General features: G+C 67.8%; 19 protein-coding genes. 8 read left to right on the top strand and 11 right to left on the bottom strand.

Translation table 11 applies throughout. From position 1 onward, the window contains the following. Positions 1-19: 19 nt before the first annotated feature. Together POL67_RS29370 and POL67_RS29365 are read right to left on the bottom strand one after the other, a co-directional pair. Positions 20-1,597, bottom strand: coding sequence for a hypothetical protein (locus POL67_RS29370; RefSeq protein ID WP_271923020.1), 1,578 nt, complete (start codon positions 1,595-1,597; stop codon positions 20-22). A 173-nt stretch (positions 1,598-1,770) separates the two neighbouring features. After that, on the bottom strand, positions 1,771-3,711 hold the full coding sequence (locus POL67_RS29365; RefSeq protein WP_271923018.1) for a hypothetical protein: 1,941 nt from the start codon (positions 3,709-3,711) through the stop codon (positions 1,771-1,773). 224 nt (positions 3,712-3,935) lie between these two features. Here POL67_RS29365 and POL67_RS29360 point away from each other — a divergent pair, with 224 nt between their 5' ends. From POL67_RS29360 to POL67_RS29345, 4 genes are all read left to right on the top strand, one after another. Further along, entirely contained in the window at positions 3,936-4,943 is a 1,008-nt protein-coding gene (locus tag POL67_RS29360; RefSeq protein ID WP_271923016.1) for a glycoside hydrolase family 6 protein, read from the top strand. Positions 4,944-4,992: 49 nt separating this feature from the next. Next, positions 4,993-6,336 carry an MFS transporter gene (locus POL67_RS29355; protein WP_271923014.1) on the top strand — a complete coding sequence of 448 codons (1,344 nt, stop codon included), beginning with the start codon at positions 4,993-4,995 and terminating at the stop codon, positions 6,334-6,336. 46 nt (positions 6,337-6,382) lie between these two features. Continuing rightward, positions 6,383-8,164 carry a GAF domain-containing hybrid sensor histidine kinase/response regulator gene (locus POL67_RS29350; RefSeq protein ID WP_271923010.1) on the top strand — a complete coding sequence of 594 codons (1,782 nt, stop codon included), beginning with the start codon at positions 6,383-6,385 and terminating at the stop codon, positions 8,162-8,164. A gap of 475 nt (positions 8,165-8,639) precedes the next feature. Further along, positions 8,640-8,987 carry a hypothetical protein gene (locus POL67_RS29345; protein ID WP_271923008.1) on the top strand — a complete coding sequence of 116 codons (348 nt, stop codon included), beginning with the start codon at positions 8,640-8,642 and terminating at the stop codon, positions 8,985-8,987. A gap of 93 nt (positions 8,988-9,080) precedes the next feature. Here POL67_RS29345 and POL67_RS29340 read toward each other — a convergent pair whose 3' ends face one another. Continuing rightward, a complete protein-coding gene (locus tag POL67_RS29340) occupies positions 9,081-9,491 on the bottom strand; it encodes a hypothetical protein (protein WP_271923006.1) in 411 nt (136 codons plus the stop codon). 709 nt (positions 9,492-10,200) lie between these two features. On the opposite strand from POL67_RS29340, the gene POL67_RS29335 reads away from it, so the two are divergent. Continuing rightward, positions 10,201-11,316 (top strand): hypothetical protein, encoded by a 1,116-nt coding sequence (locus tag POL67_RS29335; RefSeq protein ID WP_271923004.1) that lies wholly within the window; start codon positions 10,201-10,203, stop codon positions 11,314-11,316. Positions 11,317-11,335: 19 nt separating this feature from the next. Here POL67_RS29335 and POL67_RS29330 read toward each other — a convergent pair whose 3' ends face one another. The 5 genes from POL67_RS29330 to POL67_RS29310 form a co-directional block, all read right to left on the bottom strand. Beyond that, positions 11,336-11,473, bottom strand: a complete 138-nt coding sequence (locus POL67_RS29330; protein ID WP_271923002.1) for a hypothetical protein — start codon at positions 11,471-11,473, stop codon at positions 11,336-11,338. Further along, a complete protein-coding gene (locus POL67_RS29325; RefSeq protein ID WP_271923000.1) occupies positions 11,473-12,573 on the bottom strand; it encodes a serine/threonine-protein kinase in 1,101 nt (366 codons plus the stop codon). The genes POL67_RS29330 and POL67_RS29325 overlap by 1 nt, the downstream gene beginning before the upstream one ends. Positions 12,574-12,634: 61 nt before the next feature. Next, positions 12,635-13,063, bottom strand: a complete 429-nt coding sequence (locus POL67_RS29320; RefSeq protein WP_271922998.1) for a hypothetical protein — start codon at positions 13,061-13,063, stop codon at positions 12,635-12,637. A gap of 66 nt (positions 13,064-13,129) precedes the next feature. Then, a complete protein-coding gene (locus POL67_RS29315; RefSeq protein ID WP_271922996.1) occupies positions 13,130-13,486 on the bottom strand; it encodes a GlsB/YeaQ/YmgE family stress response membrane protein in 357 nt (118 codons plus the stop codon). Positions 13,487-13,558: 72 nt separating this feature from the next. Further along, the gene (locus POL67_RS29310) at positions 13,559-14,566 is read right to left on the bottom strand and encodes an alpha/beta hydrolase (RefSeq protein ID WP_271922994.1); all 1,008 of its coding nucleotides are present in this window, start codon (positions 14,564-14,566) and stop codon (positions 13,559-13,561) included. 703 nt (positions 14,567-15,269) lie between these two features. On the opposite strand from POL67_RS29310, the gene POL67_RS29305 reads away from it, so the two are divergent. Further along, positions 15,270-16,118, top strand: a complete 849-nt coding sequence (locus POL67_RS29305; RefSeq protein WP_271922992.1) for a hypothetical protein — start codon at positions 15,270-15,272, stop codon at positions 16,116-16,118. A 31-nt stretch (positions 16,119-16,149) separates the two neighbouring features. Here POL67_RS29305 and POL67_RS29300 read toward each other — a convergent pair whose 3' ends face one another. Next, on the bottom strand, positions 16,150-17,166 hold the full coding sequence (locus POL67_RS29300; RefSeq protein ID WP_271922991.1) for a hypothetical protein: 1,017 nt from the start codon (positions 17,164-17,166) through the stop codon (positions 16,150-16,152). Positions 17,167-17,214: 48 nt separating this feature from the next. Between POL67_RS29300 and POL67_RS29295 the strand changes: the two genes are divergently transcribed. Further along, positions 17,215-17,730, top strand: coding sequence for a DUF7691 family protein (locus tag POL67_RS29295; RefSeq protein ID WP_271922989.1), 516 nt, complete (start codon positions 17,215-17,217; stop codon positions 17,728-17,730). Here the strand turns inward: POL67_RS29295 and POL67_RS29290 are convergent. Both POL67_RS29290 and POL67_RS29285 read right to left on the bottom strand, forming a co-directional pair. Then, on the bottom strand, positions 17,724-19,535 hold the full coding sequence (locus POL67_RS29290) for a response regulator (RefSeq protein ID WP_271922987.1): 1,812 nt from the start codon (positions 19,533-19,535) through the stop codon (positions 17,724-17,726). The genes POL67_RS29295 and POL67_RS29290 overlap by 7 nt on opposite strands. A 51-nt stretch (positions 19,536-19,586) precedes the next feature. Then, positions 19,587-25,499, bottom strand: coding sequence for an AAA family ATPase (locus POL67_RS29285; protein ID WP_271922985.1), 5,913 nt, complete (start codon positions 25,497-25,499; stop codon positions 19,587-19,589). A 298-nt stretch (positions 25,500-25,797) separates the two neighbouring features. Between POL67_RS29285 and POL67_RS29280 the strand changes: the two genes are divergently transcribed. Further along, positions 25,798-26,424 carry a hypothetical protein gene (locus POL67_RS29280; protein WP_271922983.1) on the top strand — a complete coding sequence of 209 codons (627 nt, stop codon included), beginning with the start codon at positions 25,798-25,800 and terminating at the stop codon, positions 26,422-26,424. Positions 26,425-26,451: the final 27 nt, after the last annotated feature.

Below are 26,451 nucleotides of genomic sequence, written 5' to 3'. Positions count from 1 at the left end.
ATCTTTGAACACCGGCCGATCAGAAGCCGTGTGAATACCCGAACGTGGCGCTGAGCGCGGTGCCCGAGGCGCCGAAGAGCTGGATCAGCCGGACCTCCGCGAGGGGCCCCGTATTCGGCCGAATCGCGTACATCGCGCCGCCGCCCGCCGCGATGAAGACGAGCCCGGACTTTTTCCATGCGTCGAGGACGAGCCTCTTGTCCGCGAGGAAGTCCTGCTCCGTATTGTACACCGTGACCTTGACCGAGGCGTCGACCTGCGCGAGCCCGCCGCCGAGCGTCAAGAAGGGCCGGAAACCCGCGCTGGCGAACGGATCGGCGCCGAACCAGTAGGCCGCGCGCGCCTCGGCGTGAATGGGGACGAATGCCGCGCCGCCCGGCGCCTGCGGCCCGCCGCGGAACACGAACCCGGCGCGCAGCCCGGCCGTGATGTTTCTCCCGAAGACCCGCTCGTAACCCACGAAGATCCGCGTCGTCGCGGCCGCGAGGCCCCCGGCGAGCTCGCCGCCGGATTTGTCGTAGGGGATGGCCTCGTAATAATCGTCGCCCGAGAAACAAGTATACTCGTTGCCGCCGGAGCACGTGCCGGTGGTGCCCGACAGCCCCAGGAAATCCTGCTGGAGACCGAGGGTCACCCAGTTTTTTCGGGCGAGGGACGGCGCCGGAGGTTTGTCGCAGACCTCCCCCTCCGGGCAGGTCTTCTCCTCGCCTGGCTTGGGACACCCGAGGAGCCCCGGCGGGCAATCTGCCGCCTCGGAACAGCGCGTGGGCGGCGGTTTTCCCGGCAAGCTCGGCGACGCGCCTTCGATCTGGAGCTTGATCTCCACGCTCAGCGGCTCTTTCCGGGTCCCGGCGAAAGCGACGACGTTGTTGTCCTTGTCGAAGGCCTGGATGAAATACTTGAGCTGCCCGGTCACGCTCCCGACGTCGAGACAGGGGACCTCGGCTCCATACCCCTTCTCGACCTTCTGCATCTCCAGCGTCTTCCAGGCCGAGGCACCAAAAGGCCGAACCTGCAGCACGACCTTGGTGGCCTCCACGCCGTCCGGCATCTCCGTATAAAGCGGCACGGGCGTCATCACCGTCTGCTCGGGTGGGGGCGCGTGCACGAGATCGCCCTGCGCCGGTGTGGGCGCGACGGGCCCTGGGACCGGCGTCGGGTTCGGGGCAGGCTCGGGCGCGCCGCCCATGCCTGCCGCCGCCTTTGCGTCCTTGAAGACGGTCTCGATCTCCTCGGAGGTGAGATCCGGATCGAGCGTGATGTCGGGATCGGCCTTGAGCGCCGCGACGAACTCGGTTTTGCCGTCCTCGACCTTGTTCATGCCGCCGGCATACACGACGCCGAGATCCCGGTGCAGCCGCGCCACGACCTTGTTCGAACAGGACTTCGGGCCGCAGAGCGTGAGCGCTTGCTTGAGCTTTTTTTCGGCTTCGGTGAACTTGGTGCCGAGGTAATCCGCCTCGATTGCTTTTTTCGCCAGATCGAGCGCGGCGGCGTCATTCGGCTCTGCGTTCGCCACCCGCGCGGCGGCGATGAGCAAATGGAAAAATGCAACGGACGCGGCGCGCGGGAGCGCTCCGGAGAAGCGGCGGTCCATGAATTGGGTACCTTACACCAGATCCATAAACGCTGACAACCACCGCATGCACGTCACGAACAAAAAATTGACGCGGAGAGGCGACGGGGCGGGATGCAGCGGAGGGTTTTACCCGCACCCGAAAGTTTTACCTCGGATGCGGGCAAACCCGTCGATGCCGTCTCCTTATACTATTACTTGGGGGGAGGGGGCGGCGGGATGTCGAAGATGTCCCAGGCCGGCGTCAGGTTGCTGGTCTTCGGATCCTGGTTCCAGATGTAGACGGCCGGGTACGTCTCGTAGTTGCCCTGCGCGTCGCGCACGATGGCCGTCATGTAGAGCTGCGAGGAGCGCGTGTCCGGCGGGCTGTACTGGTTCGGCGGCACGATGAACGCGCCCGGGTAATCCCGCGCCGAGGAGAAGATGAGCCAGTAGTAGGTCTTGCCGTTCGGCACGCCCCCGAGCACCGTGGGCGACCATTTGGCCCAGCTATTGATGACGCCCGGGCTCGTCTGGCCCGTGCAGGCCGGCGGATCGTTCGCCGCGAGGCGGATCGGCGTCCCGCCGCCCGACGGGATGACGTACACCTCGCCGTCGGGACGATAGTAGATCTTTCCACTCGTATTACCCGCGCGGTTGTACGCGATGAGCTTGTCGTCCGCGGAGAACGACGGGTAATACTCGGACACACCCGACGTCGCCGCGCCCTGGACCGGCGTGACGGTGCCGCCCTTGCGGTCGTTGTACGGGACCGTCTTGATATCGGTCTCGACATTGTCGGCGATGCGGCCGTCCTGGGATTTTCCTGCCGACGTGTACACGATCGTCTTGCCGTCGTGGCTCCAGTTCGGGGCGACGATGCCCTGCGACTCGCCACTCGTCTGGAGGAAGCCCCACGCCGTGCCCTGCGCGCCCTTGATGGCGTCGTTCGTCGGCCCGCTTTGCCCCTCGGTCCAGGGAATGTTCGCGTTCGTCTCGAGGTCGAACCACGCGAGCCGGTCGGAGCCGTAGCCGGTGCTGTCGGTGAAGCCGATGTCCACGTTCCGGTTCGCGTACGGCGTGAGCGCGATACGATTGCCGGCGCCCCATACCGCCTTGGAGAACGTCATCATTCCGAGCCACGGCTGGCTCAAGAGCCGCTGCGCGCCCGGGGTGAAATAGGCCGGCACCTGGCCCGCCTTGTCCTCCTCGATGCTGCTGACGACGTTGTTCCAGGGCCAGTGATCGGTGTATCCGACGTCCTTGCCCTCGGGCGTCGAGACGTGGCAGCCGATGCACTGCACGCGCCCCTGGGGGACGCCCTTGGGATCGGTGTACTTGCCGCGCAGCTCGCGCCCGCCCTCGGAGAGGATGTTGCCCTGCTGGACCTGCGGGACCGTCAGCGCGTCGATCGTGGTCTCGTCGCCGACATAAAAACCAACGAGCTTGCTCGTCGTCGGCGTGACCTCGGACGACGTCGCGGCCCAGTACACCATCGAGCCGCCCGCCGTGACGGGCGCGATCGTGAACGTGCCTGTCGCGCCCGTGGGTGTGCCGGGGTTCTGCGAGTTCACGCCGCGGATGGTCACCTGGATCTGTTGATCGATGGCGCCGCCCTTGACACCGATGGCCTCCCAGATCTCCTTGGGCATGGCCCAGACCGGGCTCGCCGAGTAGGCGACGAGCTCGTTCTTCTGGTTTCCCGCCTTGAGGCGGATCTCGAAGAGGTTCTCGTTGTTCGCGGGTTTGACGCGGAACCGGACGCGCAGCCAGTTTGCCGGGAACAACGCGCCGGGTTTGCCCGCGTCTCCGAGGTGCGGCTCGACGATGCAGAGCCCCGGCGTGTAATTGTCGGGCGCGCCGAAGAGCTCGGGGGCGTTCGAGGGGGCCACGCCGTCGAAGATCGGATCGGCGGGGAAATCGTCGCAGTTCCCCGTGCAGTTCGGGTTCACGATCACGTCGCCGCCGACCGGCGTGCCGCCCGCCGCGCCCATCCCGCCCGAGGGGTTGAAGATGTCGCCGCCGGTTCCGCCCTGGCCTCCCGATGCGCCCGCGCCGCCCGTGCCTCCCGAGGGCGTCTTGTCGCCCCCGCCGCCTGCCGAACACCCGACGGCCATGACGATGCCCAAGATGAAGGATGCCCCTATGAATCGCATCGCTCGCCTCCTGATAAAAAAGATCGTGGTCGGGAAGGAGATTCTCATGGAGCGCCCCTCGGCTCCACGAGTTTTTTTGCGGAGCCGCGCGCCGCGCGCCGCATTCCCAGGGGCGGAGAAAAATCCATCCGAGCGACAATCGATGCGCAGGGGAGCGCCGAGGCGTGCCCAGGGGCGCGACACGGCCGTTGCTTTCGAAGCTCGAACGGCACTACACGATAAGGATGGAGCGGCGTCGTCGTGTCTTCCCCTGGGTCGTCGCCTCGGCGGCGCTCCACTGTGCGTGCATCCCGAGGCCCGAGGCGGGAACGCCGGACGCGCGCGGAAGCGCGGTGTTGCCCGCGCCCGGGGAAAACCCGTTCACCGGAGGTCGCCTTTTCGTCGACCCGGGCTCCTCCGCGCGCAAGCAGGTCGAGACGTGGCGCGACACCCGCCCCGCGGACGCGGCGATGATCGAAAAAATCGCCCGTGAGCCGCAGTCGTTCTGGTTCGGTGACTGGAACCAGGACGTCACGGCGGACGTGGACTGGCGCGTCTCGCAGATCGCCCGCACGGGCGCGCTCGCGCTCCTCGTCGCGTACGACATCCCCCACCGGGACTGCGGCAATCACTCGGCGGGCGGGGCCTCGGCCGCGGAAGCATACAAGGCCTGGGTCCGGGCGTTCGCCCGAGGAATCGGCACGCGTCGCGCCGCCGTGATTCTGGAGCCGGACGCGCTCGGGCTCTTGAAAGACTGCCTCACGCCCGCGCAGCAGGAGGAGCGGCTCGCGCTCCTCACGGACGCGGTGACCGTCCTCGGGCAGAGCGGCACGGTCTCCGTGTACATCGACGCGGGCAACGCGAAATGGCAACCCCCGCCCGTGATGGCCGAGCGCCTGCGCGCCGCGGGGATCGCCGGCGCGCGCGGGTTCGCGCTGAACGTCTCCAATTTCGTGACCACCGAGGAGAGCGTCGCGTACGGCAAGGAAATTTCGGCGCTGCTCTCCAGCAAGCCCTTCGTCGTCGACACGAGCCGGAACGGGAACGGGCCGACAAAGGAGCTGCAATGGTGCAACCCCGATGGACGCGCGCTCGGCCGGCCGCCCTCGGCCGAGACGGGGGAGCCGCTCGTGGATGCCTATCTGTGGATCAAGCTCCCCGGCGAATCGGACGGGGCCTGCAACGGCGGGCCTCGCGCCGGGGAGTGGTGGCCCGAGTATGCCCTTGGGCTCGCGCAGCGCGCCAAACCCTGAGCGTCGTTTTTCCAGAGACAGGGGCCGGTCCTTTTCGTAGCATCGCGCCATGACCGACTTCTCCGCGGCGCCGGCGAGCGCCGAGGCCACGCCTTCGAATGCAAAGAGGCGGCACCCGATGTTGTGGGTGCCTTCGCTCTACGTCGCGATGGGCACGCCGATGATCACGGTCTCCGTGGTCGCGGCCATCATGTACAAGAACCTCGGCCTCTCGAATACGGACATCACGCTCTACACGAGCTCGATGTACCTGCCGTGGGTCATCAAGCCGCTCTGGTCCCCTGTGGTGGAGATGTTCAGGACCAAGCGGTTTTTTGTGCTCTGTATGGAATTCCTCATGATGGTCACGCTCGGCTGCGTGGCGCTCTCGCTCTCGCTCCCGAATTATCTCGGCCCGACGCTTGCTTTTTTCTGGATCACGGGTTTCGCCTCGGCGACGCAGGACATTGCCGCGGACGGCGTCTACATCAGCTCGATGTCGGAGACCGAGCAGGCGCAATACGTCGGGGTGCAGGGGATCGCCTGGAACATCGGCCGTATCATCGCCTCCGGGCTGCTCGTGACGTTCACGGGCTGGCTCCACAACGGGCTCGGGTTCGACTGGGCGAAATCCTGGATGGTGGTGATGGGCTTGCTCGCCGCGCTCATGGGCCTCTCCGGCGTGTGGCACATCAATGTGCTGCCCACCGGCGGCAAGGCGCAGGACGCGCCGTCGGGCGTCGGGGACGGGGTGAAGACGTTTGGCGACGCATTCGCGAGCTTCTTCAAGAAGAAGCACATCGTGATGATGCTGCTCGTCGTCTTCTTTTATCGGTTCGGCGAGGGGCTCATCGAGAAGGTCGGGCCCCTGTTCATGCTCGACAAACGCGAGGTGGGCGGCCTCGGGCTCGACAACCAGGCGCTCGGCAACATCAACGGGACGTTCGGCACGATCGGCTTCATCGTGGGGGCGCTGCTCGGCGGGCTCTTCTGCGCGCGGCTCGGGCTCAAGCGCTCGTTCGTGCTCCTCGCGCTCGCCCTCAACGTCCCGCACCTGACGTACTTCTACCTGAGCCACGCCCGCCCCGAGGATCTCTGGCTCATCACGGCCGTCGTGACGATCGAGAAGTTCGGTTATGGCTTCGGATCGGTCGGGCACATGCTCTACATGATGCAGCAGCTCGCGCCCGGGCCGTACAAGACCGCCCACTACGCGTTCGCGACCGGCATCATGGGCCTCAGCATGATGTTCACCGGGATGATCAGCGGCCCCATTCAGGAAGCCGTGGGACACACGCATTTCTTCACGATCGTACTTTTCGCGTCCATCCCGCCCGTGCTCTTCGCGTTCCTCGCGCCCTTCGGGGTGGCCACCGAGGAGGCCAAGGGCGGCGGTCTGCCCGCGGGGCATTGACGCCAGAGGCCTTCCGCGCATCGCATAGGAGGGGGGAGAGGGGGACATGCAGCACGACGACCACGACCACCCGGCTCGCGAGAGCGCGCGCATCGACCGGATGCGCATGCTGGCCGAGCTCGCCCGCATCTTCGCCGCGACGACGAACGACTACCAGCGCCTCATGCACACGGTCGTCGAGGAGACCGGGCGGCTCATGGACGCGTACTGCGTGCTCGGGCTCGTGTCGGAGGACGGCGCGTGGTGGGACGTGGCCGCGGAGTTCGCGCCCAATCCCGAGACCCTGACGACGATCGTGGCGCTCATGGGCTCGCGGCGCATGTCGCGGGACGAGGGCGGGTTTGCCCCCACCGTGATCCGGACGCGGCAGCCCCTCATCATGCACCATCCGCTCCCCGCGTCGTGGACGGCGGACCTCCGGCCGGAGCTCGCCCATCTCCTCGAGCACATCGGGTTTCGTAGCGTCGTGTGTGTCCCGCTCCAGGTTCGAGGCGCGATCCTCGGGACGCTCACCCTCCTGCGCCAGGGCGCGGCGATGGTTCCCTTCGCGCAGGGCGACGTCGACCTCCTGCTCGTGCTGGCCGATCTCGTCGCGATGACGATCGCGAACGCTCGTTTGCTCTCGGCAGTCCAATCCGAGCTCGCCGAGCACAAGCGCACGCGCGAGGTGCTCGAGCGCACCGAGGAAAAACTGCGGCAATCGCAGAAGATGGAGGCCGTCGGTCGCCTCGCCGGCGGCGTCGCGCACGACTTCAACAACATCCTGTCGGTGGTGCTCAGCTACAGCGATTTCCTCCTCGACGAGCTCCGCCCCGGCGAGCCGATGCGCGAGGAGGTGGAGCAGATTCGCCTCGCAGGCAAGCGCGCCGCCGACCTGACGCGGCAATTGCTCGCGTTCAGCCGCCAGCAGATCCTCTCGCCCCGCGTGCTGAACCTCAATACCATCGTTTCGGGCATCGATCGGATGCTCCGCCGGCTCCTGCGCGAGGACATCGAGATGCGCACGGTGCTCTCGCCGGACCTCCACCCCTGTTTCGTGGATCCGGGGCAGATGGAGCAGATCCTCCTCAATCTCGTGGTCAATGCCCGCGACGCGATGCCGGAAGGCGGGCAGTTGACGATCGAGACGGCAAACACAGACCTCGACGAGCAATACGTCTGCGAACACCCCGAGGCGAACGCCGGACCGCACGTGGTGCTGTCGGTGAGCGACAACGGCGTAGGGATGGATCGGGCCACGCAGGCGCGCATGTTCGAGCCATTTTTCACGACCAAACCCAAAGGCGTGGGCACGGGGCTCGGTTTGTCGATGGTGTACGGCATCGTCAAGCAGAGCGGAGGCTGCGTGTGGGTCTACAGCGAGCCGGGGAAGGGGACGACCATCAAGGTGTATCTCCCGTGCGCCGGAGACGGCGCAGTCGAGGCGCCCGTGGCCGAGGCCCAGGAGAGCCGTGTGCGAGGGTCGGAGACGGTCCTCGTCGTCGAGGACGACCCGCAGGTCCGCATGCTGGTGCGCGGGATCCTGTCGCGGGTCGGTTATCACGTCATCGAGGCGGCGAACGGAGGCGAAGCGCTGCTCGTATGCGAGCAACACGGCGCGACGATCCACCTGCTCCTGACGGACGTCGTGATGCCCAAGATGAGCGGCCGGCAGCTCGCCGAACGGCTACGGAACGTGCGGCCCGCCATGAAGGTGCTCTTCATGTCGGGATACACCGAGAACGCGATCGTGCATCACGGCGTGCTCGACTCGGGCATCAACTTCATTCCCAAGCCAATCACCCCCGAAGCGCTCCTCCGCAAGGTCCGCGAGGTGCTCGGGGGGTAGTTGGGGCGCCGCGCCGGGGCGCTGCCCCGGACCCCGCGGGGGCTGTTCGCCCCTCGACCTGAACCAGGCACGGCCTGGACCGAAGGTGGAAGAGCTGCGCGGTGCGCAGTTCTTCCAACGGGCCGGTGGCAAGACCATGGACGTTGTCGCACGCAGCGGCACGTTGCCGGTGGAACCGTCAGCGGCTGTTCGATGAACTGCGCATCGCGCAGTTCATCGACCCCGCGTCCAGCGCTTGCGCTGGTCCGGGTCCCGGGGCGGACAGCCCCGGGTGGGGCCTGGGGCAAAGCCCCAGCTCAGCGGCTCCCATAGGAAACCGCGTCGCGCTCCCGAACCTTGCCGTGCCCCGCCTGCCTCCGTTACCATCGGCCTCAAAATGCCCGCTGTTCGTGACGAGTCCTTCGCGGTCCTCGAGGAGCCCGACGTGGCCATTGCGCACTAAATTGGACACGTCACCGGCGATGACGTCCGGCGCTTGACTGCCATCCGGCGGCGCTTCGTCGACGGCAAAGCGTACGTTTTTTTGATCATCGACCTTCATCGGATGGTGCACCTCTCGGCGGAGGCGCGCCGCGTGGCGTCGGAGACGTCCGGTACGCCGGACGATGACGTGACGATCCATGGGATTGCCGTCGTCGGCGCGAGTTTTCAATTTCGTGTCCTTGGCGCCATGTTGTTCCGCGCGATCCGGCTGCTCCACCGCACGGCTGGCTTCCCCGTCCGGTTTCTGGACACGCAGACGGAGGCCCGCGCCTGGTTCGATGAACGACGGCGCGAGCTCGGCCTCCCGCGCCCCGGGGCGGTCGCCTCGCTTGATGCCTGAAGGAGGGCGAACCGCCCGCGAATGCAGAAATGGGGGCACGAGGCGCGAACACCGCCCAGATGCCCCCACGACCGTCTTCTTTCTTGTGTTGCGTCAGTCTCGGGGCGGCGGCATTGCGAAGGTCGCCTTGCGGTCGATATCGTCCCCGGCGCCGACCTTGAACTTGCCGAGATCGATCTTGTTGCCGACGGGGTCGCCGTTCTCCTTCACGAGCACGATCGTCGCTTGGTAATTGTCCACGGGCAGCTCGATGCTCGATTCGAACTGGCTGCACGGCACCCGGATCTGCGCGACGAACTCCTCCTTGTCGTTGCGAATGTCGATCAGCGCGCCCGCCGCTTCGTACGCCACGCAGTAGTTCGCGGCCCGCTGGTTGCTGATCGTCCAGTTCACGGTCAGATGACCCGTGTCGCGCGCGGCCGAGCCCGGTTCTTCACCCGCGCAGCCGAAGAACAGGACGGAGGCAGCGCACACCGCGGCGTGAACCAGGTAGCGTTGGATCATAGGTCGATCTCCTTTCTCGCTCGCAGAAACCTCAGCAACACGAGTGCCAGGGGAACAGAAACCGCGCTGCACGCTCGCCGTTCGTCCGGAGCAAACGACACACTGCCGGACGAGCAAGCGCACCGCGCTGTAGAGCGAGCGGCCTCGGGGGCATGCATGCGTGCTCACCCGCCGCGGAGGGGACGGCGGGCGAGCGGACGGGATTCGTGGACGGCTTGCCTCGCGCTGCGGGATCGAGCGACAATCCTTCGTTATGGATGAGGCTCCTGGGGACACGCGATGAGGGGGGTCTTCGAGGAGCCGCAGCCGCTCGACGAGGTGCCTTCGTCGTCGACTTCGGAGGCTCAATCTCGGTTTTTTTGCCCCACCTTCTCGCGGCGTGAGACGTTCGGGCAGCAAGGAGCTTTGCGTGTCGACACGCCCGTTGGATCCGAGGAGACCGCCGCACGCTGCCACGGTAGCGCAGCCGGCGCGGACGCCGCATCCTGCGACCGTTGCGCAACCGAAGCGCTCTCCATGGGCGACGCGGCCGCACACTGCCACGGTGGCGCATTCGGCGCGGGCGCCGCATCCTGCGACCGTCGCGCAGCCGAAGCCCTCGGCGGCCGGCCCGGCGGGATGGCCGCAGCCTCCGGCGGGCCAGCCGCAGCCGCATTCCCCCGGCCGCGGCTCGGTTCGATCGTTTCCGCGGGCCTCCGACGGGCGGACCGTGCAGCGCTACACGGGGTCGCCCTACGTGATGGACGGCTTCAACGAGCGCACCTCCGATCGCGGGGGCATCGTCCTGTGGGACAAAAAGACCCTCTACGCCAGGGCAGAGCTCATCGTGTCCGCGAACAGGGCGCTCGACGCCGTGAATGGTGGCAGGGGCTCGTACGTGCAGCTCGTGACGACCGGCGCCGTGTACGGGGACGACCCGGATCTCCTCCAGGTGACGGTACGCATGCGACCCGGTCGGCACCAGTTGACCAACGTATCGTCCTACCATCGCGACCTGGCGATATTGAACGGACAGGACACGTCGAAGCACGTGAGCCACGCCGATTGTCACCTCACCAGCCAGACCGTCATGGGCTCCGATGACAATCCCATCGGCAGCGACGACAGCGAGCAAGTGGTGATCGTGGCGCCGGACAACGGCTTGCGGCTGCTCCCGCCGCTCAATAAATCCCTGTACAAACTGAACTCCGATGCGGGCGCCAACCGCGCGATGTATTCGACTCTCCTCTATGCGATACCCGAGTTCGGCGCGCTCCTCGAGGACCTCGCGAAGAACGAATCGGAAACGAAGAAGCGCGAGCGCTACCTCGCTTTGAAGGGCAGCATCGACGAGCTTCGTGGGGAATCGATCGGCAAAGAGATGATGGCAAAGTGCGCGAGGATCTACCGAGCGATCTACGATCATTGGTTTCTCTCGCGCCTGTTCGCGGAGACGTTTCAGCTCAATGAATACGCCGCTCCCCTCGTCGGCGAGGCGCTCACGCAGGTGAACGACGAAGGGGAGAAGATCGCGGCCGACAGGGGCGGGGAGGTGGACCTCTGGAACTTCCACTGGGCGGGCGTGATCTTGCGCGACGGCCCGGATTACGTGACGCTCGAGAACCTGTCCACCGAGCTCTTGAGCGCCAAGAACGACAAATGGTACTTCGCCATGTATGGGGCCGGCGGCCAATCCTTTCACGCCCAGGCGAGCCGGGACTCGCACGTCGGAGCGCACCCCATCACCATGCGCATTCGCATGGTCCCGGTCGTACGCTCCACGAAGGCCGCGAAATCGGGCCGCAGCAAGCTCCAGGAGATGATGGAGAAGAACAAGAATCTCTGAATGCTCGAACGCCGAGCGCTCAGAAGGCGTCGTGGCCGGTGAGGGCGCTGCCGAGAATCCGCGTGTGCACCTCGTCCGTGCCTTCGTACGTGTAGGCGCTCTCGAGGTTCAGCGCGTGCCGGAGGACGGGATCGTCATCTCCGCAGGCGCCAGCCATCACCTGCGAAGCAGCACCCAGCAGAGCCCCACGACCACGGCCATGATCAGGACGGCGACGGCGACCCCGCGTCCCGGGGACCTTCGCCGCTCCTCGGGCGTGTGGAGCCCCGCGGCGGCACCACCGCCCCCCGCGTCCAGCGCCTGCCCCTGTCGCGCGAGCGCCTCTCCCTTCGTGGCCTCGTCCACCGGGACGAGCATCTCCTCCGTCAGATCCGCGCCCTCGGGCAGGAGCGGCTCCAGTGCTTCGAGCAGCGCGCCGGCGTCACGATACCGGGCCTCCTTGCTCGCGGCCATCGCCCGCTCGACGACGGTCCGGATCGCAGGAGGCACCCAGGGCGCCGCGTCCACGAGCGGGGGCGGGGGCCCGCTGACCAGCCGGTTCAGGAGCTCGAGCAGCGATTTGGCGTCCGCGTGCGGCGGTTTCCCCGCGAGCAAGGCATACAGCGTCACGCCCATCGAATACACGTCGCTCCGCGCGTCGACGTGCTTGGCGCCTTCGAGCTGCTCGGGCGCCATGTAGAGCGGCGTCCCCACGACCTGGCCGCTGTCCGTCATCGACGAGGACGGCGCGGTGAGCCCCTTCGGCGCGCCCGCGGGGGCGCGGCGGATCTTGGCGACGCCGAAATCGAGCACCTTGACCAGAAGGCCCCCTTCTTCCTTGCGGGCGAGAAAGAGGTTCTGCGGCTTGACGTCGCGATGCACGACGCCCGCGGCGTGGGCCACGGCGAGCCCCTTGCACGCCTGCGCGGCGATGCGAAGCGCCACGTCCGGCCGGAGCGCGCCCACCCGATCGAGCAGCGCGCCGAGATCCTCGCCCGCGAGCAGCTCCATCACCTGGTAAGGCACCTGCACGTCCGGGTCCTGCGCGAGCTCGATCAGGCGAGGCACGTGCGGCGATTCGAGCGCGCCCACGATACGCGCCTCCTGCACGAAGCGCAGCAGATCGGGATCCCCCGCGGCGAAGGGACGCGCGTGCATCCACTTGATCGCGACCCGCTCCTGCCCGGAGAGCGAGCGCGCCTCGTAGACGGTCCCCATGCCGCCATGGCCGATGGAGCGGACGATCTCGAACCTTTCCTGAAGCTTACGGCCGATCAACCCGGACAGAATAGGCGCACGCCCGGGGCAGGGGCAACCGGCTCCCGTGCCCCGCCTTCGTTCATCTCTGCGCGCGGAGGCGGGGGACCTGCGCGGCGAGGTAGCGGCGGCACTCGACCTCGCTCGCGTGGAAGGTGACCTCGATGGTCCGGCGCGACAGGGCCCGGACGCTGCGGCTGATCAGCTCCAGCGTGATGCGGAGGGAAAACGACGCGCCGTACACGGCCGCGGCGATCTCCTCGGTGTGCGCCTTGACGAAATCGGTGACGTACTTGCGAGCGGGCGTGTTGAGGCCCCCCGCGTCCGTCATGTCGAGCAGGATCAGGAGGTAGCCGGACTCGTCGAGGGCCGCCTCGTAGACACGGACGATCGCTTGCATCTCCGCGAGCGAGGTGTGGCCACGTATCGCGACATGGACGAGGGGCCCCTCACGTTGCACCGCGTGGAGGCCCATCTCGACCGGCGGGTACCCGTCGCGCTCGACCGTCATGCGAGCGCAACCATAGGCAAGGACCAGAGAAAAGTCGCGCCCGTTGCACGGCCGGTTGTGTGCGGGTCAGGCGCGCGTCTCCGGGCCGCGCGGGCGGGGGCCGATGCCGCGCTTCATGAGGAACTGCACCACGAGCGCCACGAGCACCGCGCCCAGGATCCCTGGGATGATGGGGATCCGCGCGACCGTGGGGCCCACGTGGCCGAAGAGCAGGGAGCCGACCCAGCTCCCGAGCAGGCCCGCCACCATCGCGCCCGCCCAGCCGTACGGCAGGCGGCCGGGCACGATTTGATCGGCGATCCAGCCGACGACCGCGGCAATGGCCAGGGTGACGAGCACGCCGAACACGCTGAACGTCGCCCAGATGCCCACGACGAGCGCCGCGACGATCAGCAACATGACGAGGAGGAATCCGAATGGCATGGCGACACGTCGGAGCAAGACGTGCGCCGTGGTTCCTGAGGGACGAGCGGGCGGGGCGGGGAGCTGCGCGTGTCAGATTCGCGCGGCCTTGCCGAAGAAATATTGGAACGGGACGTGGCTGCGCGCGGCCCACGAGTCTTCGTTGTGGAGGGCGCCGGGGAAGGCGAAGTAGAGCAGGTCCTTGCCGAACTCGAAGCCCTTCGCGAGGAGCTGATCCCGCATGGCCGTGGTGCGCTCGTAGTTGTCGCGTGGCCAGCCGCTGTCGATGTAGAAACGCACGTTCCGCTTGGGCTCGGACGCCACGCGCTCCATGAGGTCGTCCTGGTAGCCAAACGTGCTCGACAGGCAGGCGGCCTTGCCGAAGACGTGCGGGTAATGCCACCCGAGGAAAAACGAGACCACGCCGCCGAGCGAAGAGCCCATGACGGCCGTGTTTTGCGGATCGGTCAGGGTGCGGAGGCGCGCGTCGATGAAGGGCTTCAGCTGGTTCACCATGAAATCGCCGTACCGCTCGTAGCCCGGCTTCGTGTACTCGTACATCCGGTCCTTCGCGTAGATGCCGACGACGATGACCTTGTCGATGAGGTTCATCGAATGGAGCAGCTCGACGTTCTCGTCGACGCGCCACTCGTTGCCGCCGAAGGCCTCGTCGCCGAAGAAGAGGTTCGTCCCGTCGTGCATGTAAAGCACGGGATACCGCTTCACCGTGTTCTCGTCGTACCCCGGGGGGATGTAGACCCGGATGAGGTGGTTCGCCTCGGTGTCGCCCTCCGGCACGCGAACGACCGGGGAGAACGTGCCCTGCGCGGAGCAGAAGAAGTGCGGATAACACCGGCGAATCGAGGTGTCGGCCGTGGTGGCGAGGTAGTTGTCCCCCTGCGACCAGGTGAGCCCGCCGTCGCCTTCGAGGCATGGCTTGAAGTAGAAGTACTTCTGGTCGGATTCGATCTCGAACTCGGTGATCGTGTGATCGTCGCTGACGTACTTCGGCTCGACGGACCGATTCCAGTCGAATTCCGTCCTGAGCACGACGCGCCCCCGCGTGATCGGGTAAAAGACCTGGATTTTGGCTTGACCCATTGGGCGATTATCCGCGAATGGCGAGGGCGTGTAAACATGTTCTTGGCGGTCCCGTGGGATCGGCGGGATGTCCGGCGCGGAGCCGTCCGTGGACGCTCGATCTCGTGGGAGGCGGCCATGCCGCGCGAAAGGAGCCCTCGTGGGAACGGGCCCCAAGAGCGCGCAACGTCTTCCGGTGGGGGCGCGCGACGCGCCTTGCGTGCGCGCAAAGCGTCCGGTGGCGGTGGCTCGGTGGGTGTTGCACGCGTGCAAGGCGCTCCGAGCGATCTGCGCGGCGTGCCTTGCACGGGTTCAAGGGACGTCACGCCCGCGGCGCGAGAGCGCTTGCGTGCGCGCAAGCGTCGCCGTGACGTGTTCCTGTCGGCGCTTGCATCGACGCAAGCGCGGCGAGGACGGCGTCCCAGCCCCCTTTGCGCCGGTGCATCCCACGCTGTGCCCATGGCACGGACGCCTTCGCGCCGATGCAAGGACGACCGTGCAGGTGCTCGCGACCGATTTGCGTGAACGCAGCCGCGGCCGAGGCACGTGGTGCGAACCCCTCGTGGCTGCGCATGGCCGGATGCATCGTGGCCGCGACCTCAGGCGCGCGCACAATGCAGCGCAGCAAAGAACACGCGAGGACGTATCGCGGGTTGTCGTGTGCCGCGTCCTTGCTGTATTCATGGTCTCTCTTGTCGGTGTGCGCACATCCAGGGGAGCGACCATGATCTATATCGCGATCATCAACGAAGACGCGCTCGTCAAGTTCAGGGCCACGATGTCGAGCTGGCTGAAGACCGTCGAGCAGCAAGGCAGCAAGGACGGGATGACGGCCGCGTGGTTAAGCAACTGGAAGGGGCTCAACACCGCGATCGAGAAGAGGACGAAGCAGGACCTCCTCGTGAGCGTCTTCCACACTTCGGGCACCGTGTACATGCTCGGGAAGGTCCGCTTCAACGGGAGCACCATGGACGTCTCCGAGGTCGTGGGGAACCCGACGAAGGTGAGCGACGCCAAGATTCTGGACGAAAGAGACGACCTCGAGTTCTTCGAATGGCTCCGAACGAACGAGAAAGAGAGCCTCCGGCAGATGTACAGGAGGCGCGTGAACATGCGTCCGCTCGGCAGCCTGTTCTCCTGGGCCGCTGAAAATGCGCAGCGGGTGACGCTGACCGCCAACACCGTGGGTCTCATCGGGTACTACAGCGCGTTCGGGTTCGAGCTGGATCCCGAGGCCCCCAGCCAGGCGGCCCTCCGTGCTCTGGCGACGATCGAAAAGTACGCCGCCCTCATCGCGTACCTCGACGGCATCGAGAAGGGCACCGGCGTCGTGGACGAGGCGAAGGCCGGGCGTCTCGGCGAAATGTTCGAATCGAAGCAGGAGCCGGCCGAGACGATCGCCGAGGCCAGCAAGGGCAGGGTCGGCGCGGGGAAGCTGCGCCAGAAGCTCGAAGGTATGATCAAGGATCAGAAGTTCGGCCAGGTGGACGCGGCCATGGTGCTGGGGATCGGGCGATTTCTGCTGGTGACGACCTACATCAAGGGCGTGCAATGGAAGACCGTCGACGTCTGAACCTGCGACGCTGCGGAGCGTCACGTCAAGCTCAGCTATAGGGCGATCCTTCCCTGGTCTCGGACCAGAGGATCTCGTGCTCGTAGCTCCACGTGTCCCCCTCCGCGGAGAGCAAGAGCCGTCCGATGGCCAGATCGGCGTGGGAACCGCTGCTCTCGTCGAAGTCCACGTGCCGATCGAGGAGCGCCGCGAAGACCCGATTCCCGTCGGCAGGCTGCGCCCCGGGCGCGCCCGGGGACAGCTCGCGGCAAACGTCCTCGCGCGCCCCGGGCCCGAGCCGCTCCACGAGCAGCGCCTCCGCCTCGGCGCCCGCGAAGACGCGGGGGAGATCCGCCGACGCGCTGCCGATGCCCCCGAACCTGGCGAGCACATCGAGGAGCGCGAAGGCCTCGGCCATGCGCCCCGTGTCCGCGGCCCTGACGAGGTCGTCGCGCAGGAGCGGCGCGAAATCAACACAATCGGCCACGCTCGTTTCCCCCCGCGCGCCGCGCACCACGTCGCTCCAGGCATGCTCCCCGGGCTCGCCTCGCAGCGCGCAGCCGAGGAGGCGATTTCGTCCCAGCGTCGTCGTCGCCGTCGCCGGGGCGCTCTGCGTGCGCAGCCAGGTCATCTCGTCTCTCAGGGTGGCGAGATCCACGGGCAACCTCTCGACCCAATCCGCGGGGACGTAGACATACCGCTCGGGGCCTCGATGGAAGAAGAGCACGCTGAACCACTGATACTGCCAGAAATACTCGTGCACGCTCGTGATGCTCCATCCCTCCAGCAATCCCGGCGGGTCGACGCGCGCAATCCGTGTCCCGCGCCTCGGCTGCCCGCCGGACGCGTGGAACGCGCGGAGGACCGCGCTGAAGCGCCGCGCCGTCGACGGTGTTTCGTCCCTGGGCCAGGGCGAAGGCTCGTCGGGGGAACGCGCGGAGGTTCGATAGCCGCCCACGGGCGCGGGCGGTGCCGGCGGCGCAGGCGGTGCCGGCGGTGCAGGCGGCGCGGGAGGCGGGAGGAGCACGACGCGGAGGTACTGGAGGAGCGCGCGGAAGAGCGAGAGCACGACGGCGAGGATGGCACATCCGCCCCCCCGTCGTGTTATGTGCCGTGCATGGGAAGCAACACCACGGCGGTCGCCGTCGACATCGATCGGGTGAAGGCGGCATGGGGCTCGAACGACGCGAGCCTCCGCGCGCGCGTCCTCGCGGCGCAATACAGCAAGTATCTCGCGACGATCGACGATCCGAGCGCGGGCGCGCTCGACGAGGTCCTCGCCGGCGCCCTCGGCGATCGCCCTCCGTCGCGGTACGGCTACGCGGTGGTGGCGCTGATGCACACGCTGGGGACCCGGCTTCCGGGCGAGGTCCGCAGCATGAAGACGATCTATGGCATCGACGACGTCGACAGCCCGGACCTCAACTACCCCGACGAAACCTGGTTTGTTCCCATCCCCAACACCCCGGAGTACCCGCTTTTGACCCTCATCCCCCGGGACCGGCTCGCGGCGCTCGCCGCCAAGATCCCCGACGCCTACGACGGCGAGGGCGCCGATTTCATCGAGGCGCTGACGGGCTGGGTGGCGAAGACCCGCGAGCTCGGCGTGGATCTCGTCCTCTTCGATTATTGATACCCGGAGGCGCGGCCGTCGGGGGAACGGACAACGAGCCTGGCGACCGTTTCCTTGAACGAGGTGGGGTGGACGGGCTTGGCGATGTGCACCTGGTATCCCGCCGATAACGTCTGTTCGCGCGTGTCCGGGTCGGCGTAGGCGGTCAGCGCGGCCGCGGGCGTTCGACCGCCCTGATCGACGGGCAGCGCCCGGATCTTTCGAATCAGCGCATACCCATCTTCATCCGGCAGCCCGATGTCGCTCACGAGCACGTCCGGGCGCCACCGCTCGAAGATTTCAAAACCTTCCCGCGCGACCGTCGCCACGCGTACCTCCGCCCCGGCCTCCCCCAGGATGCACTGCATCAGCTCCCGCATGTCGGATTCATCGTCCACCACGAGCACGCGCAGCCCGGCCAGGATCGAAGGGAACGACCCGGCGCCGCGTTCCAAAGCGCCGGCCTTTGGCAACCCAGCGGCCTCCTCGCCCCCCAGCATCAGAGGCAGGTCCACGGTGAACACCGCGCCATGACCCTCCCCGGCGCTCTCCCCCCGAACCGTGCCGCCGTGCATTCTCACCAGATCCCGCACGATGGCGAGCCCCAGGCCGAGCCCGCCGTGCCGACGCGTGGACGAGCTGTCGGCCTGGCGAAACTGGTCGAAGACAAAGGGAAGAACGTTGGCGCCGATTCCCTCGCCCGTGTCGCTGATGCGGAGCTGCACCATCGCCCCCACCTCACGAAGCGAGACGGCCACGCACCCGCCGGCAGGCGTGAATTTGATGGCGTTGGTCAGCAGATTCCGGACGATCTGCTCGAGCCTGCCGTGATCGCCCCACACCCTGCTGCTCGTCGGGCCGAGCGACTGCGAGAGGCGTATGCACTTCGCTTCCGCGCTCGGGATGGCAGCGTCGACGACCGCCTGGATCAACGGGGCGATGAGGACCGGCTGTAGCTTCAGGTCCACCTTGCCGCGGAGGATGGCGGAGACGTCGAGGAGCGCCTCGACGAGCCGCAGCTCGGCCATGCCATTGCGTTCGATGACCTCGAGGCCGCGCTGCACCTTGGCCGCGTCCAAAGGGGCCGAGCGGAGGAGCATCTGCGCCCAGCCGAGGATGGCGGTCAAGGGGGTGCGTAGCTCGTGGCTGAGCGTGGAGAGGAACTCGTCCTTCAATCGGTCGGCGGCCTCGGCCTTGGCGCGCGCCGCCTGCTCGCTCGCGAGGAGCCTCTCCCGCTCTTCCTCGGCGCGCTTGCGATCGGTGATTTCCTGTTTCAGGACGTCATTGGCCGCGGCGAGTTCGACCGTGCGCGCCTGGACTCGTTTCTCCAGCTTGTCGTGGGCACGCCGTAGCTCGGCCGCGAGCTCCTCGCGCATGGCGACCTCCCGCCGGAGCTCTGCGTTCTGCGCTTCGAGCTGCGCGCGCATCGCATGCAAGGCCACGTGGGTCTCGATGCGCGCGATGACCTCGGTGATCTCGAGCGGCTTGACGACGTAATCGACGCCGCCCGCTTCGAACCCGGCGACCTTGTGGGACGTCTCTCCAAGCGCGGTCATGAAAATGACCGGGATCCCTCTGGTTTTTTCGGACGCCTTCAAACATCGGCACGTCGCGAGGCCATCCATTCCCGGCATCAAGACATCGAGCAGGATCAGATCGGGCGAAAGGCGCTCGGCCAGATCGAGCGCGTCTTCACCGTCCTGCGCGATCGCCACCAGATAGCCGCGCTCTTCCAGATGCGCGATCGCCATGGCCAGGCTGGCGGGCAGATCATCGACAATCAGGATGGTGTACGACGACACCGCATCAGGCGCTGTTCGGCTCATCGGTTCTCCCCGCCCTCACCTCGGTGGCGAATCCGTGTTCGGAGGATCCTATCATGCACGCACGCGCTGTGACGTCGCATCGAGCTGAGTCCGGAGCAGGGAGCGGAGCCGCTTGGTCTGGAAGTTTTTCGCCACCGCGCGCACCTCGCCGATCCACGGACCGAGCCGGGCGTCGCTCGCTTCGAGCCGGTCGAGCTCGCCGAGGACCCGGCTGACGAGCCCTCTCTCTGCCAGGTCGAGGAGCCGCCCGAGCTCCTCGGCCGGCGGCGGCGTGAGCGCGTGGATCTCCGCATCGTTTCTGGGGGCTCGGGGCGCGGCCACGCCCTGCTCCGCGCGGCGCACCCATTCGAGCTGAAGCGTCGCGCGGAGCAGCTCCAAGAGCGCGCCGGCCTGTACGGGTTTGGGCAAAAAGTCGTCGCATCCCGCGCGGAGGCTCGTGCGCCGCTCCGCCTCCGACGTACTGGCGGACGAAGCGATGATCGCGGTCCGGGCGAGCTCGGGCCTTTGCCGCAAGCGCCGGGTCGCCTCGTACCCATCCATGCCGGGCATCGCCAGGTCCATGAGGATGACGTCCGGCGTCCGCTCGCGGGTGAGCACGAGCGCGCGCTCGCCGCTCTCGGCCTCCAGCCATTCGAAGCCAATCGGCTGGAGCAGGTCGCGCAGGAGCGCGCGGTTGTCGGCGTTGTCGTCGACCACGAGGATCGAGCGGCGTTTGCCCTCGTACCCGAGGATGGTCTCCCACGACAACCCCGCGCTCCCTTGGACGGAGGTCGCCTCGAGCAGGCGGAGCGTCACCGTGAACACGGAGCCTTGGCCGAGCTGGCTGTGGACCTCGATGTGGCCTCCCATTCGCTCGACGAGCTCCTTGGTAATGGCAAGCCCGAGCCCCGAGCCTTCGGTATGCTGTCTCGGATCACCGACCTGCTCGAAGGCCTCGAAGATCCGCGACAGGTGCTCGGGGGCGATGCCGGGGCCCGTGTCCTCGATCTGGAAGCGCACGGCGCGCCGATGATCCTCGGGCGGCTCCTGCACCTCGACGCGCAAGGTCACCCCGCCGTGCATGGTGAACTTGAGGGCATTGCCCAGCAGGTTGAGCAGCACCTGCAGGAGGCGTTTCTCGTCGGCGCATACCCCCAGTTGCTTGGGGCCGACATACGTGTACACGAAGGAGAGGCCCTTCTGTTCGGCGCGCACCGAGCAGAGGTTGGCGACGGTCCGGAGGAGCGTGTCGAGGTCGACGGCGCTCAGGTGGAAGGGAAGCTTGCCGGCCTCGATCTTGGCCAGATCGAGCACGTCATTGATGAGGTTCAAGAGGTGCGTGCCGGCGGTGTGAATGATACGCGCCGAATCGGCGGCCTTCGGGGGCAACGCGGGCAACTTGCCGAGGACCTGGGCATACCCGAGGATGCTGTTCAGCGGCGTGCGCAGCTCGTGGCTCATGCTGGAGAGGAAGTCGCTCTTCGCGCGGTTCGCGTTGTCGGCCGCCTCCTTGGCGGCCACGAGCTCGGCGGTGCGCTGGGCGACCTCGCGCGCGAGCCGCTCGCTGTAGGCAGACAGCTCGGTGTAGAACGTGGCGTTCTCCACCGCCGTCGCCGCCAGCGCGCCGAGGAGCGTGACCAGCTCGACGCGCGCTTCAGGGAAGGCGTCCTGCACGTGCGGGTGCTCCAGGTACATCACCCCGGAGAGGCGGCCCTGGTGCACGAGCGGCACGGCCAGCACCGAGCCGGGCCGGTGGGCGAGCAGGTAGGGGTCCTCGTCGAAGCGGCTGTCGGACGCCGCCCGCCCGCACACGACCGGCTCCTTGCCGCGCGCGATGTACTGCACCAGCGTCGCCGGCAGCCGCGTCGAGCCGGCGACGGGCTCGTTCAGCGAGAGCTCCAGGTGCTCGGGGTTGACCGAGAGCTCGGCGGCGAGGACGAGCTCGCCGCCTTGCACGAGGGCGAGCACCGCGCGCTCGGCGCCGGAGTACTCGGCGAGCAGGCGGAGCATACGGCCGACGAGGGATTCGAGGTTGCGGTCGCCGGAGAGCGCCTGCGTGGCGCGCAGCACGGAGGCGATGTCCAGGGACGCGTTGAGCGTGCGGGCGGTGATGGTCGTGCTTTTCGGCAAGGATGCCGCGTCCGGCGGCTCGCCGGCGCCAAGCGCCGGGCGGCCCGACGTCGTGATGCTGTCCGGGTAACGCTGGGCGAGCCACGCAGCGGCCGCGCGCGCGCCCCAGCGCAGGTAGGCGTCGTGCGCGGCCGTGAGATAGGCGCGGCCGAGGGCGCGGTGCCCGCGGGCGAGGCGGTGCTCGCCGGCGAGGCGCAGGCCGAGCGCCTCGGCGTTGATCAGATCGTGGCGTTGGGCCTGCTCGATGGCCTGGTCGTAGAGCCGTCCGGCCTCGTCGTGCTCGTCCCGGGCGCGGGCGCGGCCCGCCTCCATGAGCAGGCGCGCGGCCTCGAAGGTCTCGGGGCAGCTCTCGGCCCAGAGGGTGAGGCGCGCGCCGTGGAAGGCGAGCCGGTCCTCCCGTCGCGCGCGCTGTTCGGCGGGGGCGGCGGGCAGGGCCTCCGCGCCGGCGATGCAGAGCGTGAGCGTGAGCGCGACGAGCATGGGCGTGCCCCACGACACTTGCCAGTCCGGCTCGATGGCGAGGACCGTATCGAGCGCCCACGCGTCGGCGCCGAGGTGGAGCCCGGTGAAGCCCGCCATGGCCATCGTCGTGGCCCTGAACACCGTCGATTGCGTGTCCTTCGCGACCTGCGTGATGTCCTCGAGCGCCTGCGCGGCGGTCTGCGCGGCCGGGGCCTGGGCGAGCGCGGCGACCGAGCGGGAAAGGACGTTCCGAAACCCCGTGGCCATCTGGTCGCGGTAGACCATGCGCTCGAGGTCGTGTGCGGTGCGATCGAGGTCGGCGCCGGCGAGGAGCTGGAACATCTCGCCTTGGATCTCCGAGTAAGCCTCGAACACGAGATCACGCTCTTCGAGGGCGGTGCGCGTCGCGCGCGCGTAAAACGCCCGCACCTCCGAAGGCGGCATCCAGTACATGGAGGCCACGGCGCTGTTGAAGCGCGCGGTGACGCGCGAGACGTCGTAGAGCTCGAGGAGCGCCAGCATCGCCTCGTGCAGCCGGCGCCCGAGCGACACCTTCGCCAGGATGTACGTCAGGAGCAGGGCCGTGCTCACGCACCCGGCGAACGAGCTCTTCGTCAGCCCGTGCTGCAGCGTCTCCCGCACGATCATCGGCCAGCAGCAGCGGCTCAGCGAGGACATCCAGAAGGCGGAGCAAGGCCCCAGCACCTCCAGGATCCTGCACCGCAGCGCGTGGGCGCGGTCGGTGCCCATCGGCAGCGCCTTCCAGTCCTCGACGGTCATGCGCTGCAGGGCGGGCTCGATCTCGGCGATGAGCGCGCCGAACAGCGCCTGCTGCTCCTCCGGGGTCCGCGGCAGCGGGCGCCCGAGCCAAGCCATCCCCTCGAAGCCGAGCTCGATGCCCTGCGCGAAGCGGCCGTCGACCTGGAGATACACGATGAAGATGCTGGCCACGCGCGCGCGGTCGAGCGGGTCGGTCGTTCGTTCGAGGCAGCGCCAAAAGAGCCGCTCTCCCTCGTGGACCTGCCCCGCGAGCCAGAGCGCCTCGGCCATGACCAGGTGCACCTCGAAGGTCGTCTCCGGGGCCTCGGTCCACCCCGCCTCGCCGAGCAGCGACGCGGCCGTCCCGAGGAACGCCGCCGCCTGCGCGTCGGCCGCGCTGGCCTTGGCGCGTTGCCCGGCGCGCAGGTTCTGTTCGGCGAGATCGCGCTTTTCCTGGGCCTCGGTCAGCCGCTCCGCGGCCCGGTTGCGGTGGTAGAGCGTCTCGAAGAGCTCCCCGTCGGCGCAGGCGACGCCGTACCTCGCCCGCAGCGTTCGGCCGATCCAGAGGTGCAGCGAGAGCCGCTCCTCGGCCGTGAGCGCTTCATACGCGGCCTGCTGCACCCGGTCGTGCACGAAGGCGTAGGCCTCGTGCGCCCGATCGCCCTCGTGCACCACCAGCCCCTCGCGTGACGCCTCCGCCAAGAGGGCGCTGACCATCACCGCTTCTTGCCCGAGCAGGTGCGCGAGCAGCCCCGCGTCGAACCGGTCGCCGACGCACGCCGCGGTCTGGAGCGCGCGTCGCAGCTCCGGCGAGAGCCGCTGCAGACGGCGGGTGAGCAGCGAGACGACGTTGTCCGTGATGCCCGCCCGCTCGATCGCGTCCCGTTGCCATTGCCACCGCCCCGTCTCCGCATCCCGCACGAGCAGCTTCCGCTCGTGCAGGAGCTGCAAAAACTGCCCCACGAAAAACGGGCTGCCGTCGGTTTTGTCCTTGATCAGCCGCGCGAGCTCCTCGACCTCGGGCACGGGCCGATCGAGCATGTCCGCCACCATCGCCGCGACCGCCTCCTCGTCAAGCGGCGAGAGCACGATCCGCGCTGTCGCGGCGCCCGGGGCCGCGGGGGCCAAGAGCAGCGCGTGGAGCGGGTGCTCGGGGCCCACCGCCTCGTCCCGGTAGGCCCCGACCACGAGCAGGTGCTGGCCTTCGGGCTCCTTCAAGAGCTCGCCCAGGAGCGAAAGCGACGCGGCATCCGCCCATTGCAGGTCGTCGATGAAGAGCACCAGCGGGTGCTCGACGGTGGCCAGCGTCCGCACGAAGCGCAGCACCGTCGCTTGGAAGCGGAGCTTTTCCTCCATCGGCCCGAGCTCGACGAGGGGCTTCGGCTCGCCGAGGATGTGCAAAAGCTCGGGCATCAGCTCGACGAGGATCTGCCCATTCGGCCCCGCGGCTTCCTGAAAGGCGAGCCTCCAGCGCTCCAGCACCTCGGCCGGATCCGAGAGCCGCCGCCGCACCACCGAGCGCAGCGCCTGCGCCACCGCGGCGTACGGCGTGCTGCGCTGAAGCTGGTCGAACTTGCCGGCGGCGAAGAGGCCCCGGCGCGCGCGCACCTCGCCCTGGAGCGTCTGCACCAGCGCCGATTTGCCCACGCCCGAAGGCCCCGCCACGAGCGAGAGCACCGTCGCGCCGGCGCACGCCTGGTCGAAGAGCGCTGCGAGCGCGGCGGTCTCGTGCTCCCGACCGAAGAGGCGCGAGGGCGCGCGGACCCGATCGTCCCAATCGCGTTTCGCCAGCGGGAACGGCGCCACCGTCCCCGTCTCGACCCAGGCCCGCGCCGCCCGCTCCAGATCCCAGGCCGCGCCGCTGGCGGTCTGGTAGCGGTCCTCGGGGCTCTTGGCCATCAGCTTGAGCACGATCGCGCTCACGGCCTCGGGGATGCCCCGCTCGGGCGCGCGCTCGTGGGGAGGCACGGGCGAGCGGGCGATGTGCGCGTGGATCAGCGAAAGCGGGTCGGTGGCGTCGAAGGGCAGGGCGCCCGTCAGCATCTGGTAGAGCGTGGCGCCGAGCGCGTACAGGTCGGCCCGTGCGTCCGGCGCGCGGTTCATCCGGCCCGTTTGCTCGGGCGCCATGTACGCGAGCGTCCCTGAAACGGCCTCCGTCGACATCGGCTCGGCGAGCGTGGGCGTCCACCAGGTCGCGAGCTCGAAATCGATCAAGCACGTCTGCGTGCGTTCGGCGTCGACGAGGATGTTGTGCGGCTTGATGTCGCGGTGGAGGATGCCGCGCCGGTGCACCTCGCCCAGGCTCCGCGCGAGCGTGGCGGCGAGGCGCATCGCGACCCCGACGGGCAGGGGGCCCTCATCGAGCACGCGGGCGAGCGAGGTGTCGCCCCAGGACGAAAGCACGAGGACCGGCTTGCGGTCGTGCTCTTCGAGGCCGAGCGCCCGGATGACGCCGGGTACTTCAAGGGCGCGCAGGACGGCGTATTCGTGCCGGAGCTCTTCGAGAGCGCGCTGGCTCGGCAGATCGCCATACGGAAGCTTGAGGACCACCTGCGCGCCGCTCTTGGCCTCGGCGGCTCGCGCGATGCGCATGTCCGTCCCGGTGTAGAGGATCTCGCCGACGACGTATGCCATGCGCGATTGATTCTCGACCATGCGGCGGCGCGTGTCATGCGTTGTCGTCCATGAGCTCGATCGCGTGAGGGTTGACACGGCGGCGCGGGCAAGCCTTCAGGCGGCCCGCCAGGATCCATCCCCTCGGTCGAGGGCTCGAACGCTTGGCGCCCGCAGGCTGCGACAGCTCGATGGGGCAGGGCTGTTGGGATGAGAGGAATGGTCAGGCATGCGGGGGGGCGGAATTCATGGATCTGGCACGGGCGTTTTGCCATATCCTGCGCATGCAGCGCGCCTGTTCACGCGTCCAGGAGGCACCATGTTCGAGATTATTCAAAAGAATGACCAGAGAGCCCCGCTCGCCCTCATGGAGGACCACATCAAGAACAACGCGGACGATCCGTGGACGACGTGCCCGTGGGTGAAGGTGGGAAACCTTTACATGTCCGTGACCCAAACGTCCGATTCCTCCTGGCCGACACTGGTCAAGCACCTGAAGAGCCAGGGACAAGCGACGTTCACCGTGTTCTCGGGACGGCACGGCACACAGGCTGGACAGGCGGTCTCCGAGAGCAAGGGGCTTTTGAGTTCCAAACTCGTCCTCGACAAGGCATTCTATCAAAACGATGTGAGGGCGGCGGCGCAATTCGGCAATGCGGTGAAGGTGGTCGACGTCGGGCAGAACCCCCAGACGGCGACCACGGCGATTTTGCAGGCCAACACGAGGCAAGCGCTCGCCGGCGGTGTCGTCATCTACGCGTGGTGCCACTCGCTGTTTTCGATGATGGACCACAGCGCAGAGCTTTACAGCAGCGTTTACAACAAAAAAGTCGTGAACAAGAATGGAATTTTCATGAGGAACTACGCTGTCGAATCGAGAGCGTTGTGGCTCAGCAGCCTCTCCGTCGCGCAGCTCGTGACCGATTGGTACAGTTGGGTCGCTTGAGGCGTCGATGACACTCGCCCGCCCGCG

Origin of the sequence: Polyangium mundeleinium (assembly GCF_028369105.1) — a bacterium.
GTDB classification, from domain to species: Bacteria; Myxococcota_A; Polyangia; order Polyangiales; family Polyangiaceae; genus Polyangium; species Polyangium mundeleinium.
Note: the sequence above shows the minus strand (reverse complement) of the source record. Positions and strands in the feature narration are given on the sequence as shown.